Source organism: Aromatoleum evansii, assembly GCF_012910805.1.
GTDB classification, from domain to species: Bacteria; Pseudomonadota; Gammaproteobacteria; order Burkholderiales; family Rhodocyclaceae; genus Aromatoleum; species Aromatoleum evansii.
The window spans coordinates 16,416-30,466 of the sequence record NZ_WTVK01000022.1; the positions used below are offsets into that span (position 1 = coordinate 16,416).

14 protein-coding genes are annotated in these 14,051 nt (G+C 66.7%); 9 read left to right on the plus strand and 5 right to left on the minus strand.

Features of this window, described 5'->3' with window-relative positions; all coding sequences use genetic code 11:
* The first annotated feature begins 124 nt into the window (after window positions 1-124).
* The 4 genes from GO615_RS12935 to GO615_RS12950 all read left to right on the plus strand — a co-directional run bounded on the left by GO615_RS12935 (window position 125) and on the right by GO615_RS12950 (window position 3,597).
* Entirely contained in the window at window positions 125-793 is a 669-nt protein-coding gene (locus tag GO615_RS12935) for a hypothetical protein (protein ID WP_169128620.1), read from the plus strand.
* A 98-nt stretch (window positions 794-891) separates the two neighbouring features.
* A complete protein-coding gene (locus GO615_RS12940) occupies window positions 892-1,449 on the plus strand; it encodes a YbhB/YbcL family Raf kinase inhibitor-like protein (RefSeq protein WP_169128621.1) in 558 nt (185 codons plus the stop codon).
* Between the two features lie 259 nt (window positions 1,450-1,708).
* Window positions 1,709-2,251, plus strand: coding sequence for an RrF2 family transcriptional regulator (locus GO615_RS12945; RefSeq protein ID WP_169128622.1), 543 nt, complete (start codon window positions 1,709-1,711; stop codon window positions 2,249-2,251).
* Window positions 2,252-2,388: 137 nt separating this feature from the next.
* Entirely contained in the window at window positions 2,389-3,597 is a 1,209-nt protein-coding gene (locus GO615_RS12950) for an NAD(P)/FAD-dependent oxidoreductase (protein WP_169128623.1), read from the plus strand.
* 173 nt (window positions 3,598-3,770) lie between these two features.
* Here the strand turns inward: GO615_RS12950 and msrA are convergent, their stop codons facing one another.
* Window positions 3,771-4,289 (minus strand): peptide-methionine (S)-S-oxide reductase MsrA, encoded by a 519-nt coding sequence (msrA, locus tag GO615_RS12955; RefSeq protein ID WP_169128624.1) that lies wholly within the window; start codon window positions 4,287-4,289, stop codon window positions 3,771-3,773.
* A 2-nt stretch (window positions 4,290-4,291) separates the two neighbouring features.
* Window positions 4,292-4,870, minus strand: a complete 579-nt coding sequence (msrB, locus tag GO615_RS12960) for a peptide-methionine (R)-S-oxide reductase MsrB (protein WP_439328731.1) — start codon at window positions 4,868-4,870, stop codon at window positions 4,292-4,294.
* A 76-nt stretch (window positions 4,871-4,946) separates the two neighbouring features.
* On the opposite strand from msrB, the gene GO615_RS12965 reads away from it, so the two are divergent.
* The 4 genes from GO615_RS12965 to GO615_RS12980 all read left to right on the plus strand — a co-directional run bounded on the left by GO615_RS12965 (window position 4,947) and on the right by GO615_RS12980 (window position 10,735).
* On the plus strand, window positions 4,947-5,912 hold the full coding sequence (locus tag GO615_RS12965) for an aldo/keto reductase (protein WP_246262262.1): 966 nt from the start codon (window positions 4,947-4,949) through the stop codon (window positions 5,910-5,912).
* 177 nt (window positions 5,913-6,089) lie between these two features.
* Window positions 6,090-6,767 (plus strand): NADPH-dependent F420 reductase, encoded by a 678-nt coding sequence (locus tag GO615_RS12970; RefSeq protein ID WP_246262263.1) that lies wholly within the window; start codon window positions 6,090-6,092, stop codon window positions 6,765-6,767.
* A gap of 62 nt (window positions 6,768-6,829) precedes the next feature.
* Window positions 6,830-8,092: an NTP/NDP exchange transporter gene (locus tag GO615_RS12975; protein ID WP_169128626.1), complete on the plus strand. Its 1,263-nt coding sequence runs from the start codon at window positions 6,830-6,832 to the stop codon at window positions 8,090-8,092.
* 189 nt (window positions 8,093-8,281) lie between these two features.
* Window positions 8,282-10,735, plus strand: coding sequence for a sensor domain-containing diguanylate cyclase (locus GO615_RS12980; RefSeq protein ID WP_169128629.1), 2,454 nt, complete (start codon window positions 8,282-8,284; stop codon window positions 10,733-10,735).
* A 49-nt stretch (window positions 10,736-10,784) separates the two neighbouring features.
* On the opposite strand, the gene GO615_RS12985 is transcribed toward GO615_RS12980, so the two are convergent.
* The 3 genes from GO615_RS12985 to gstA all read right to left on the minus strand — a co-directional run bounded on the left by GO615_RS12985 (window position 10,785) and on the right by gstA (window position 12,581).
* Window positions 10,785-11,150 (minus strand): YajD family HNH nuclease, encoded by a 366-nt coding sequence (locus tag GO615_RS12985; RefSeq protein WP_169128631.1) that lies wholly within the window; start codon window positions 11,148-11,150, stop codon window positions 10,785-10,787.
* A gap of 90 nt (window positions 11,151-11,240) precedes the next feature.
* Window positions 11,241-11,723 (minus strand): glutathione peroxidase, encoded by a 483-nt coding sequence (locus tag GO615_RS12990; protein WP_169128633.1) that lies wholly within the window; start codon window positions 11,721-11,723, stop codon window positions 11,241-11,243.
* Between the two features lie 252 nt (window positions 11,724-11,975).
* Window positions 11,976-12,581, minus strand: a complete 606-nt coding sequence (gstA, locus tag GO615_RS12995; RefSeq protein WP_169128635.1) for a glutathione transferase GstA — start codon at window positions 12,579-12,581, stop codon at window positions 11,976-11,978.
* Between the two features lie 278 nt (window positions 12,582-12,859).
* Here gstA and GO615_RS13000 point away from each other — a divergent pair, with 278 nt between their 5' ends.
* Entirely contained in the window at window positions 12,860-14,038 is a 1,179-nt protein-coding gene (locus GO615_RS13000; protein ID WP_169128637.1) for a methyltransferase, read from the plus strand.
* Window positions 14,039-14,051 lie beyond the last annotated feature (13 nt).

Genomic DNA, 14,051 nt, shown 5'->3' on the forward strand with positions numbered 1-14,051 from the left:
GATTCCTTCTCTCCTCCTGCCTTCTTGCCGGCACCTTTCTCTTTTTATTCTGTAGTCGTGGAGGGCGCATTGCATGACTCGTGAGTGACGCCGCGAGGGTACGTTTCGATAACGAGGTGACAAAATGAAAAAAATCCTGGCGATTTCCCCAATCTTTTCCGCCCGTGGCTCCAGCGTCCATCAAGGCTGGAAGACGATCTTCAGGTCCGTTGGCGTCGCGCTCTTGCTGAGCGTTGCCGTCAGCGGTGGAAATGAAGCGCAGGCACGGGAGCTGTCGATCGGCGATGGCTCATTCAAGTGCCTGAACGACATGGTCAAGGTACGCCATTTCTACGTGGACAATCTCCTGGGCAATCGCAAAGCCACGATCAAGGTCGCCGAGAAGGGAACCGGCGCGTATCCGCCGGGCTCCGTGGTGCAACTGATTCCCGGTGAGGTCATGGTGAAGCACCCGAAGGGCTTCAACCCTGCGACCAAGGACTGGGAATTCTTCGAGCTCGACGTCTCCAAAGAGGGCACGAAGATCCGCAAGCGCGGTTTCGTCGATGTCGTCAATCGCTTCGGCGGGAACTGCTTTGCTTGCCACGTCAAGGCGAAACCCGAGTTCGACCTCGTGTGCGAGGTCGAGCATGGCTGCGATCCGATCCCCATCACGCGCCGCATGCTGGCCGCGGTGCAGAAGACGGACCCCCGCTGCACAGCGCCTGCCGCCCTGACCGAGGACGATCAGCTCGCGCTGAAGGAACTGGACGAGGTGTTGAAGACCATGACGATGCCCGCGGCGCCGAAGTGAGCTGGCGGTGATCACGCGTGCGGGCGCCGTCCCGCACGAGGCGGGGCGCTCCCCCAGGTCCCGCGCCATTCCTGTCGAATCATGCAGAGACTGAACTCATGCGATACAAGAAATCCCTGACCTTGCTTGCCGCCGCGATGAGCTTCGGCGCGACGTTCGCTGCCCACGCCTTCGAGCTGAAGAGCAACCTCCGGAACGGCCAGGCGGTCCCGCCGGAGTATTACCAGAACAACTTCGGCTGCACGGGCCCGAGCCATTCGCCGATGCTGGAATGGAAGAATCCGCCCAAGGGCACCAGGAGCTACGCGATCACGTTCTTCGACAAGAGCGCACCGACCGGCTCCGGGTTCTGGCACTACCTCGCCTACGATCTTCCGGCGGACACGACGAGGATCGAGGAGGGCGACCTGACGACGGCCAAGCTGCCGGCCGGGGCCAAGGAAGGAAACACCGATCTCGGCAAGCCCGGCTACTTCGGCCCGTGCCCGCCGGTCGGGCGCAAGCATACCTACGTGTATACGGTGCATGCGCTGAAGACGGACAAGCTGGACGTGCCGGCTGGCGCGACGTCGGCGATCATTTCCTTCTATATCTGGCAAAACACGCTCGGAAAGGCGTCCCTAGAGGTGTCAGCCGGACCCAGGACGGGCAAGTAGGACTGAGTACGTGGCGCGATCACGCAATCGCGCCACTCATATGCCGCTTTCGCGCCAAGTCGCACCTCCATTGCGGTTCAGCGTTGTCGGGGCGGGTCGTGCATTGGTCCGGCGTCGATGCAGGCCGTGCTCTTCCGGAGCAAATGCAGCGCAACACGCCGAGCGCGATTTCGCACTGCTACTCCTCAACTAATAACTACGACTAAAATAGTCCACGTTTTTCTTGCGAATTCAAACGCGGAGTTATATAGTCTTAGTTATGGCGCACATCACTACCAGCGTTGAATACGCGATCCACTGTCTCCTCTGGCTCGTCGGCTCGGACGGCACCGCCCTGAGCAGCCGGGATCTTGCGGAGTTGCAGGGCATCTCGCCGAGTTTTGTGGCGAAGATCCTGCCCAAGCTGGAAAAGGCGGGCATCGTCGTGGCGAACGAAGGGGTTCGCGGCGGGTATCGCCTGTCGCGCCCGCCCGAGCAGATCAGTTTTCTCCAGATCGTGGACGCGATCGAAGGCGAGAAGCCGCTGTTCGACTGCCAGGAAATCCGGAGTCGCTGCGCGGTCTTCGGCGAGGAGCCGCCCGCGTGGTCGGTCGCAGGCGTCTGCGGGATCCACGCCGTGATGCTGAAGGCCGAGCAGGCGATGCGCGCCGAGTTGGCCGCGAATACGCTGGCGGATGTCGCGCGCACCTTCGAACGCAAGGCGCCGACCGAATTCTTCGTCCAGGTCCATGACTGGGTCAGCGACCGGATCGACAGTCGCCGACCGGGACGTCCCCCCAAGACGCCGAAGCCCTCGTCCTGAGGCCATCCGGGCCTGGTTCCCCCGGGAACATCGCATCGATCTGACTCGCGGTCCTTCGCCGGACGGACCGGGAGCGCACTGCCGCACGTCCGTGGCAGGGAGTCGTTCGTCCGGATCTTTCCAAAGGAATACGCAAAATGCGACACCACATCGTTATCGCCGGGTCGGGCTTTGCCGGTACTTGGGCTGCGATTTCGGCCGCGCGTGCCGTCGCCCTCGCCGGCAAGGAGGGGGAGGTGGATATCACGGTCGTTTCGCCGTCCGCGAATATGGTGATCCGTCCCCGTCTGTACGAAGCGGCGATCGAGAACATGAACCCGGATATCAAGCCGCTGCTCGACGCGATCGGCGTGCGGCACGTGGCCGGGATGGTGACGGAAATCAGTCCCGACGCGCACCGGCTTGCGGTCGCCCGCGCCGACGGCTCTCAGGTTCCCATGTCCTACGACAAGTTCGTCCTCGCCACCGGCAGCCAACTGTTCACGCCGCCGATCCCGGGACTCAGGGAACACGCGTTCAACGTCGATCAACTGGACAACGCGCGCAAGCTCGAGGCGCATATCGCAGGCTTGCCTGCCCGCGCGGCGACGCAAGCGCGCAATACGGTGGTGATCGCCGGAAGCGGCCTGACCGGCATCGAGACCGCTGCGGACATGCCGGCACGCTTGCGCGCGGTGCTGGGGGACGATGCCGCGATTCGCGTCGTTCTGGTCGAACAGGCATCGGTCATCGGCCCGCACCTCGGTGCCGGCCCGCGCGCCGTGGTCGAGGAAGCGCTTGCCGAGTGCGGCGTCGAGTTCGTGGTGGGCGCCGCCGTCGTGTCGATCGACGCACAGGGCATCGAGCTGTCGTCGGGGGAGCGCATCGAGACCGAAACCGTGGTGTGGACAGCCGGCGCCAGAGCCAATGCCCTGGCCGCGCAGATCCCCGGAGAACATGATCGACTGGGCCGTCTGGTCGCCGACGCCTACCTCCATGCCCAGGGCACTTCGGACATTTTCGTGACCGGCGATGTCGCGCGCGCGGCCGCGGACGATCTCGGCAACGTTGCGCTGATGTCCTGCCAGCACGCGCTGAGCCTTGGTCGGGTGGCCGGGCATAATGCGGCGGCCGAGCTGGTCGACCTGCCGCTGCACCCCTACAGCCAGCCGAAGTACGTGACCTGCCTGGACCTGGGCCCCTGGGGGGCGCTGTATACGGAAGGCTGGGAGCCGCAAATCTCCTTGATGCGGGAGGATGCCAAGTCGCTCAAGCGGGAAATCACGACGAAGTGGATCTATCCGCCGGCGCCGGATCGTGACGCCGCCTTCGCGGTCGCCAATCCGGACTTCGTCATCGTGCCGTGATGGCAGGCTGATCCGATGAATTGTGGCGTTGCGGCACAAGAAGGCTGTCGTGCCTGACGAGACGACCAGGCATAAGCGGGCAGCAATGCCTGAGCTGCCCCACGACGGGCTTCTTGGCCGTAAGCTTGTCCGAGGTGCCGCCGAGCCGTCCGTCAGCGTGCCCGCAACATCCACTATCCGACATCGGTCGCAGCACGTTTCGGCAATACCCATCCGGCCCGCGGGAAGTGGCAGGTGTAGCCGCCAGGGTATCGTTCGAGATAATCCTGATGCTCCGCCTCGGCCTCCCAGAAATCGCCGACGGGCTTGACTTCGGTCACCACGCGGCCCGGCCAGAGGCCGGACGCGTTGACGTCCGCAATCGTGTCGAGCGCAATCTGCCGCTGATGCTCATCGGCGTAGTAGATCGCCGAACGGTAGGACGTGCCGATGTCGTTGCCCTGGCGATTGCGGGTGGTCGGATCGTGAATCTGGAAGAAGAACTCCAGCAGACGACGGTAACTCAGACGCTCGGGGTCGAACAGGATCTCGATCCCTTCGGCATGCGTGCCGTGATTGCGATAGGTCGCATGGGGCACATCGCCGCCGGTATAGCCGACACGGGTGGCGAGGACGCCGGGCAGGTGCCGGATCAGGTCCTGCATGCCCCAGAAGCACCCGCCCGCGAGTACGGCACGTTGCGAGTTGGCCATGATCACGCCTCCACCTGGCCGATGTATTCCCCGTAGCCCTCGGCCTCCATCCGGTCGAGCGGGATGAAGCGCAGGGACGCCGAGTTGATGCAGTAGCGCAGCCCGCCGCGGTCGCGCGGACCATCCGGGAAGACGTGGCCGAGATGACTGTCGCCGTGGGTCGAGCGGACTTCGGTGCGGAGCATGCCGTGGCTGGTGTCGCGCAGTTCGCTCACGAATTCAGGGGCGATCGGCTTCGTGAAGCTGGGCCAGCCGCAGCCCGATTCGAACTTGTCGCTGGATGCGAACAGCGGTTCGCCCGAAACGATGTCCACGTAGATCCCCGGGGCGTGATGGTGAAGATACTCCCCCGTGCCAGGCCGTTCCGTTCCGCTTTGCTGGGTGACGCGGTATTGCTCCGGCGTCAAAGCGGTGATGGCGGCTTCGTTTCTCATGTAGCGCTTCATTGCGTTCTCTCTCCGGTTGCGATGCTGCCGCAGCAGCGACAGGCGTGGGGTCCGCCGCGATTGTGAGCGGGCATATGTTTTGTCGTAGCAGGATCGCTGAATCTTACAAATGGCGGCGACCGATTTCGCGCGCATCGCGGCACTCGCGGGGCATCGCCGCGGTCTGAGTTTGCGGAGGCCGTGCTGCGGCCGTTTTGTGGAGGAAGGGAGCATGTCCAGCCCGTCGTCCCCGATGGTTGCCGGCCGCGAAATGACGCGGGCGGAATTCTTGCGCCTGGCGGCGGGTGCGGCGGCGGGACTTCTCGTCGGCGGCAGGGCCACGGCGCAGACGCCCGGCGAATCTTCCGGTGCTGCGATGCCGACGCGCCCGATTCCTTCGACCCTGGAGCCCTTGCCCGTGATCGGCCTGGGCACCTATGTGGGTTTCGATGTGCAGCGCGAGTCGGACGAGTATCGCCGGCTGCCGGAGGTGTTGCGGGCCCTGTTCGAGGCCGGCGGGGCGGTGATCGACACGTCGCCGATGTACGGGCGGGCGGAAGCGGTGACGGGGGAACTGCTCGCTGCGGGCGGGCTGCGCAGCCGCGCCTTCGTCGCGACCAAGGTGTGGACGCGCGGGCGGGCCGAGGGGATCCGGCAGATGCAGGAGTCGATGCGGCTGCTGCAGGTCGAGCGCCTGGACCTGATGCAGGTGCATAACCTCGTCGATTGGCGGGTGCACCTGGCGACACTGCGTGAGTGGGAGGCCGCGGGGCGCGTGCGCTACATCGGCATCACGCATTACACGCAGGGCGCCTACGGCGAGCTGGAGGCGGTGATGCGCGAGGCGCAGTTCGATTTCGTGCAGGTGAATTATTCGGTCGACGAGCGCGAGGCGGAGCGGCGCATCCTGCCGCTGGCGGCCGAGCGCGGCATGGCGGTGCTGATCAACCGGCCCTTCGGCGGCGGGCGGGTGTTGCGCCGCCTGCGCGACCGGCCGTTGCCGCCGTGGGCCATGGAGATCGGGGCGACGAGCTGGGCGCAGGTGCTGCTGAAGTTCGTGCTGAGCCACCCGGCGGTGACCTGCGCGATTCCGGGCACCGGGCGGCCGGAACACATGGCGGACAACGTGCGTGCGGCCATCGGCACGTTTCCCGATGCGGCGTTCTGGCAGCGCCATGTCGATTCGATCGGCGCCTGAGCCACGGGGCAGGGCGCTGGGGGCCGTGCGGTCCGCTTTCATGCTGCGGAGGCAAGGATGAGTGCGCGAATTAGGTCCCGTTTAGGGGGGCATCTCCGACCCGGCTTTCCCTGTGATCCCGCATGCGGTCTTCCGCCCGATGGTCGGCGCCGCGAGCTGCTCTTCGCCGCCGCCGCAATGCTCGCGCTGGCCGCGCTGCCGGGTGTCGCGACCGGCGCGTCGGACGGTTTCCGCATCGGTATCATCGGCACCGGGCGGATCGGGGGCGCGCTGGCGGAGCTGTGGGCGAAGGCCGGGCACGAGCTGCTGGTCTCCTCGCGCCATCCTGACGATCTGAAGCCGCTGGCGGCGCGGCTGGGTGCCAACGTGCGGGTGGGAACGCCGCGTGAGGCGGCCGGGTTCGGCGATGTCGTCCTGATCGCGGTGCCGTATGGGGCCCTGCCGCAGGTAGGGCGCGACTATGCGGGCTTGATGGCGCGGAAGGTGGTGCTGGAAACCGGCAATCCGCGGCGCGAGCGCGACGGGCCGATGGCAACGCCTGCACTGGAGCGGGGCACCGGCGTGGCGTCGGCCGAGTATCTGCCCGGCGTGCGCCTGGTGCGGGCCTTCACATCGGTGCCGTATCTGGCGTTGCGCAGCGAGGCGCACCGCGCCGGCGAGCGTGTCGGGGTGCCGCTGGCGGCGGACGACCGCGATGCGCTGGCGGTTGCCGCACGCCTGGTCGAGGACGCAGGTTTCGAGCCGGTGCCGGTCGGAGGGCTGGCACGTGCGCGGGACTTCGACATCGGTTCGCCGGTGTTCGGTCGGGCGCTGACGGCGCGCGAGCTGCGACAGGTGCTGGGCCTCGCGCGTTGAGGGGGCTGGCGATGGCCGCGCGGGTCGAATCCTCGTTCGGCGCTTCGGCGGGCGGGTGAGGGATGTGCGCGACGCTCGTCCGCCGCGTGGTTCCGGTGCGCGAAGGCGAGACGCTGCCCTTGCTGCTGGCGACGGCCTACGGTTTCGCGATCCTGTATTCCTACTACCTGTTGCGTCCGGTGCGCGACGAGATCGGCGCGGCCGACCGCGGCAACCTGCAACTGCTGTGGACTGCCGTCTTCCTCGTCATGCTGCTGGCCGTGCCGCTGTATTCGGCGGCCGTGGCGCGCTGGCAGCGGGCGGTGTTCGTGCCGCTGGCGAACCGCTTCTTCGCCGCCAATCTGCTCGTCTTCCTTGCCGCGCTGTACCTGTTGCCGGAGTCCGCACGGACGTGGATAGACCGCGTGTTCTACGTGTGGACGAGCGTGTTCGCGCTGTTCGTGGTGACGGTGTTCTGGGGCTTGGTCGCGGATCTCTTCCGTCACGAGCAGGGTAAGCGCCTGTTCGGCTTCATCGCGGTCGGCTCCTCGCTCGGCGGCATCGCGGGTTCGGCGACGACGGCGGCACTGGCACAGCACGTGCCGGTGTTCCTGCTCCTGCTGTTCGCGGTGCTGCCCCTGGAGGCGGCATCGTGGTGCGCGCGGGCGCTCGACCGCCATGCGCAGCGCACGCCGGGGGTGCTTGCGCGCGAACCGCAGGCGCGGATCGGCGGCAGCGCGTGGAGCGGGGTCGGGCTCGTGTTCTGCTCGCCCGTCTTGCTGCGCATTGCAATTTGGCTGCTGCTGATGACCTTTGCCTCGACGATCCTGTACTTCGTGCAGGCGCACCTGCTGGGCGAGGCCTATTCCGACCGGGCGCTGCGGCGCGTCTTCCTGGCGCGCGTGGACCTCGTCGTGAATGGGCTGACGATCGCGACGCAGATCTTTCTCACCGCCCACATCCTGCGTCGTGTCGGGGTGGGCCTGACGCTGGCCCTGCTGCCGGCCGTGGCGCTCGTCGGTTTCGCGGTGCTCGGCATCGCACCGGCACTCGCCGCGTTGGTGGCCGTGCGCGTGCTCTACGACAGCACCCGCCATGCGCTCGCGAAGCCCGCGCGCGAGGTGCTGTTCACGCTGGTCGGCCGTGAGGAGCGCTACAAGGCCAAGGCCTTCATCGACGCCGTGGTGTATCGCGGCGGCGATCTTGCGAGCGGCTGGATCTACGCGGGGCTCGCCGCGCTGGGCCTCTCGGCTGGGGCGATCGCCTTGGTTGCGGCGCCGGTCGCGGGCGGCTGGATCCTCGTCGCGCGGCAGTTGGGGCGTGTGGAAGAGCGCGATTCCACCTGAACCCCGGCTGCCGGGCCCGCAGCGTTGAGGATTTCACCGAGTGGCGGGCCGCCGAATGCTACCGTGCATTCCACGACTATAATTGCAGATCGTGTCGAGGCTGGCATATTGCATATGACATATCATCGATGTTCCGGTTTGCGGGGCTTCCGACATTTTCCGTTCGAACGGTCATCGCGAGAGCTCTGAATGAATCTGCCAGATTTCCGGTGGCGAACGCTCAACACGCGCATCACCCTCGTCACCCTCCTCATCTTTGTCGTCAGCATCTGGTCGCTGGCTCTTTATGCGAGCAGTATCCTGCGCGAGGATATGCAGCGCCTGATGGGCGAGCAGCAGTCGTCGGCGGCAACCATCATGGCTGCGTCGGTCAACGACGATCTTGCCGAACGCCTGCATGCGCTGCAGGTCGTCGCGGCAACCCTGGGCGGCACCGTCGGGCGGGACCGGTCGGCCCTGCCGGCGCTTCTCGAGCGACAGCCCGTCCTCGCGGACCTGTTCAACGGCGGCGTGGTGATCGTGGATGCCGAGGGCACGGCGGTCGCCGACATGCCGCGTGCGATGGGGCGCATCGGGCTCAATTACATGGAACGGGATCACGTCGCCGCTGCGCTCCGCGAGGGGCGTTCGACGGTCGGCCGGCCGGTCATCGGCAAGAAGCTCTCGGCACCGGTGCTCGCGATGTCTGCGCCGATTCGTGATGCACGGGGGAGGGTGGTTGGGGCGATCTTCGGCGTAACCGACCTGTCGAAACCGAATTTCATCGACAAGATTGCCGGAAACGTCTATGGCCGTACCGGAGCCTACCTGCTCGTGGCGCCGCAGTCCCGGCTGATCGTCGCAGCGTCCGACAAGAGCCGGATCCTGGAGACCTTGCCCGCCTCCGGCGTCAGCGCGGCGATAGACCGCTTCGTCGAGGGCTACGAAGGGTCGGCGGTGTTCCGGACATCGGACGGTGTGGAGGTGCTCGGCTCGGCCAGGAACATTCCGCAGGCGGGCTGGTTCGCCTGGGTCGCTTCGCCCATCGAGGAGGCCTTTGCGCCCATTCGTGCCGTGCAGCAGCGCGTGCTGGCGGGGGCGATCGTGCTCACCCTGTTTGCGGGGGGGCTCACCTGGGCGATGCTGAGGCGCCAGCTCGCGCCCATGCTCAATACCGTAAAGACGCTCGCGGCGCTCTCCGACACGAGCCACTTCCCGCATCCCCTTCCGGTGGTCCGGCGCGATGAGGTGGGGGAATTGATCGGCGGGTTCAACCGGCTGCTGGATATTCTTTCGCAGCGCGAACGAGCCGTGCACGACAGCCGCATCTTCGTTCAGGGGGTTCTCGACTCCGTGCCCAGCCAGATCGCCGTGCTGGATGGAGACGGGGTGATCATCGCCGTCAACGAACCGTGGCGGCGATTCGCGATCGAGAATGGTGTGGAGCCGGGAACGGCCGCACCGAACACGGGGGTCGGCACGAGTTACCTGTCGGTGTGCGGTGACGACGAGCGTAGTGGAGGCGACGCAAGTGACGGGATACGGGCCGTGCTCGAAGGCCGCTCGCCGGGCTTCAGCCATGAATATCCCTGTCATTCCCGGCACGAGCAACGCTGGTTCCACATGACCGTGAGTCCGCTGGAAGGCGGGCGCAAGGGGGTGGTGGTGGTGCATAGCAACATCACTGCCCGCAAGCTCGCAGACGACCGGCTGCGCCTTGCCGCAAGCGTGTTCACGCATGCCGACGAGGGCATCGTGCTCACTTCGGCAACGGGACGGATCATCGAGGTGAATGACGCGTTCTGCCGCATCACCGGTTACAGCCGCGATGAAGTGCTGGGCCGCAATCCACGCATCTTCAAGTCCGGGCGGCACGACGATGCGTTCTATGCCGAACTCTGGCGGCAGATCACCCGGGAAGGCACCTGGAAAGGCGAGATCTGGAATCGTCGCAAGAACGGCGAGATCTATCCCGAGCAGAAGACCATCAGTGCCGTGCGCGACGATGGCGGCAAGGTTCGGCATTACCTCGCGCTGGGCTCCGACATCACGGAGCGCAAGAACATGGAGGACCAGATCCGCCGCCTCGCCTTCTATGATCCCCTGACCAACCTGGCGAACCGGCGGCTGTTCCACGACCGCGCGCGGCGGGCGCTGGCGGGCAGCAAGCGCACCGGTCGTCCGGGCGCGCTGCTGTTCATCGACCTGGACAACTTCAAGCCGCTCAACGATACGTATGGGCATGACGTGGGCGACCAGCTGTTGGTGGAGGTCGCGCAGCGGTTGCGCAAGTGCGTGCGCGAGGTCGACACCGTGGCGCGTTTCGGTGGCGACGAGTTCGTCGTGATGCTGTGCGAGTTGCCGCCCGAGGGTACGGAGCCGCGCCGTCAGGCCGGGGTGGTTGCGGAGAAGATCCTGGCGCGCCTGTCCGAGCCTTACGTGCTGGGCGCCGACCCCGCTGCGCCCGACGCCGCGAAGATCGAGCATCGCTGCTCGGCAAGCATCGGCGTGACGCTGTTCACGGGGAGCGACGCGAACGAGGATGAAGTGATCAAGCGCGCGGATGCCGCGATGTATCAGGCCAAGGAGGCAGGCCGCGGCGCCGTGCGCTTCGTGGATCCGGAGGCGAGGCCGTCGCTTCAGGCAGCGAAAGCGGTCGGTTGAGCGCGGCGCGGCGCCGCCGCGCCGCCGCGCGAAAGTGCCACGGGCGGGCTCACTTCCCTTTCGCCAGTAGTGCTTTCAGATCTGCGAAGGGGTTGTGCGTCGATACCGCGCCGTTTTCCGTCTGGATCGAGCTGCCCGCCTGCGCTTCGAGCTGCCGCTGGTGTTCGTTGTCGTGGCAGTAGATGCACAGCAGCTCCCAGTTGCTGCCGTCGGGCGGGTTGTTGTCGTGGTTGTGGTCGCGGTGGTGCACCGTCAGCTCGCGCAGGTTGGTTACGGTGAATTCGCGCGCGCAGCGCCCACAGATCCACGGGTAGATCTTCAGTGCGCGTTCGCGGTAGCCGTCGCTGCGCGTGTCGGCGTTGCGCCGGGCGTCGGCGACGATGCGGTCGAGCTTGCCGTGGTCGAAGGTCTTCATGGCTGGACGATCTGCTTGTTGTTCATGGATGTTTCGATTCAGGGGGTAGCTGCCGGTTCATCGGGAGCAAGGGTGTCGGTCCCGGCCTGTTCAGAGCAGCGCTTCGATGTCGTCGGCAATGGCTTCCGGCGGCGTCATCGGGGCGTAGCGCTCGACCTGCGTGCCGCTGCGATCGACGAGGAATTTCGTGAAGTTCCACTTGATCGCCTCGGTGCCGAGCACGCCCTTCGCATGCGCCTTCAGCCACACATAGAGCGGGTGGGTGTTGTCGCCGTTGACCTCGATCTTGGCGAACATCGGGAAGCTGACACCGTAGTTCGTCTCGCAGAACGCGGCGATCTCGGCGGCGTCGCCCGGTTCCTGCGCACCGAACTGGTTGCACGGGAAGCCCAGCACCACCAGCCCGCGCTCGCGGTACTTCCGGTAGAGCTGTTCAAGTCCGGCGTAGTGCGGGGTGAAGCCGCACTGGCTGGCGGTATTCACGATCAGCAGCACCTTGCCGGCGTATTCGCCCATCGTCGTGCTATCGCCGGCGAGGCGTTCGACGGTGATGTCATTGAGGCGCGTATCCATGGCTTGTCCCTCTTTGTTGTCACGTTAACCACAAATACAACATAGCAGCCTGGGTCAGCGCAGATGCTCCCTCCCCAAGGCAGTCGCGCAGATCTTCGTAGGGCGGGAGGAGCGCAGCGTATCCCGCCAATCCACGGGGTGACGGCACTCCAGGGCCGCATGGCGGGATCCGCCTTCGGCTCCTCCCGCCCTACGAGCCGGTGCCCGACGGACGATTCCCGGAGGAATCCTGCGACACCGCCTTGCCTGCCGTCACAGCAGCCCTTCGGCCTTCATCGCCGCGACGACCGCGGGGCGGGCGGCGACGCGGGCCTGGTAGGCTGCGAGCGAGGGCCATTGCGACAGGTCGAGCTCGATGTATTTCGCCCAGCTCATCACCGTGAACAGGTAGGCATCGGCCACGCTGAAGTCGGCTCCCATCAGGTAGTCCCTGCCGGCGAGCTGGTCGGCCACGTGGCCGAAGCGGCGCTCCAGGTTCGCGCGGCACATCGACTTCCACTCGGCGGGCGTCGCCGGGTTGAAGAAGGGGCTGAAGTTCTTGTGGATCTCGGTGCCGATGAAGGTGAGCCAGCCCTGCAGCGTGTAGCGCTCCATGCTGCCGTTGGCCGGGGCGAGCTTCCTGGCCGGCACCTGGTCTGCGAGGTACTGGACGATCGCGGGGACTTCGGTGATCACGTCGCCGTTGTCGAGCTGCAGTGCGGGGACGTACCCCTTGGGATTGATCTTCCAGTAGTCCTGCCCCGATGCGGTGACCTTCTTCTGCAGGTCGACGGTTTCCGTCTCGTACTGCAGGCCCGCTTCCTCGAGGACGATATGGGAAGACAGCGAGCATGCACCGGGTTTCAAGAACAGCTTCATTGATGGGCTCCTTCGTGGGGTGGAGGGATGCGAGAGAATCCGTGCCGCGCGATGCGTGCGCGACGACGCGACATCTGGCGATCACGATGTCCGCGAACGCCCGCCGCAGGCGGCGCAGGCGTGTGGCAATGACTTCCGGATTGCGTTCCGGGTTCCCCGGAGCCTACTCGCCGGCCGCGCAGGTGGCAATCGGATGAGGCGCAGACCGCGCAGGCATGGCCGCGAGGCGCGGGAGTTTGCGATACTCGCGTCTCCGCAATCACGTCCCGCCGTAGCACATGAACCATCGCGAGCGCCTTCTCGAGCTGCAATCGGAGCTGCATGCACACGAGGCGTTCTGGCGCCCCTCGCCGTTCCAGGTGCGGCGGCCTGCCTGGTGCGAGGCACACCCGGCGCTCGCCGATGCGGTGCTCGGGCTCGACGAGGCGACGCTCGACCGTTTCATTGTCGATCCCGACGCGGTGCGCGCGTGGCTCGCGCCGCGCCTGTCCGTGGCCGAAAGACTGGAGGCGCTGTGCGCCGTGCGCGAGGTTGCCCCGCGCGGCCTGCCGCCCCGCGACCCGCGCGCCGACCTGTTCATCCCCGGCCGCAAGCTTGCGCAGATCGAGGCCTTCGCCGCACACGGGCCGGCCGCCGCTGCGCCGGTGCTGGAGTGGTGTGCGGGCAAGGGACACCTGGGGCGCCGGCTGGCGCTCCTCGACCGGGTGCCGGTGCGCCTGCTGGAGATCGATGCCGCACTGTGCCGCGCCGCCGAGCGGCTGGGCGAAGGAAGCGGGGTGGAGCAGAGCGTGACCTGCGGCGACGCGCTGGACGAGGGCGCCCGCCGCCATGTGCGCGGCCATGCTGTCGTCGCGCTGCATGCCTGCGGCGAGCTGCATCGCACGCTGGTCCGCCATGCCGCCCACGATCATGCGCACAGCTACCGCATTGCGCCGTGCTGCTATCACCTCGGCGCGGCGGACGGCTACCGGCCCTTGAGCCGCGAGGCGACGCTTGCGCTCGATGAGCGTGCGCTGCGGCTGGCGGTTACGGAGACGGTCACCGCGCCGCGCAACGTGCGCCGGCGTCTGGCGCGCGACCAGGCGTGGAAGCTGGGCTTCGTCGCGCTGCGCAACGAGCTCGAGGGCGAGGCCGTGCGCAGCTTCAAACCGGTGCCCGCGTCGTGGCTGTCGCTCGATTTCGCCGACTACTGCCGCGCGCTGGCCGTGCGCGAAGGCGTGAGCCTGCCGGCGGCGGTGGATTGGGATCACTGGCTCGCCGTCGGCGAGCGGCGCCGCGACGAGGTCCGCCGCCTCGAGGTGGTCCGGCATGCCTTCCGCCGCGCACTCGAAGTGTGGCTGGTGATGGACCTCGCGCTCGGGCTGGAGGCAGCCGGGTTCCACGTGCAGGCTGGCACCTTCTGCGAACGCGCGCTCACGCCGCGGAACCTGCTGCTGCTGGCGCGACGCGCGGCGTGACGATTGGAAACGT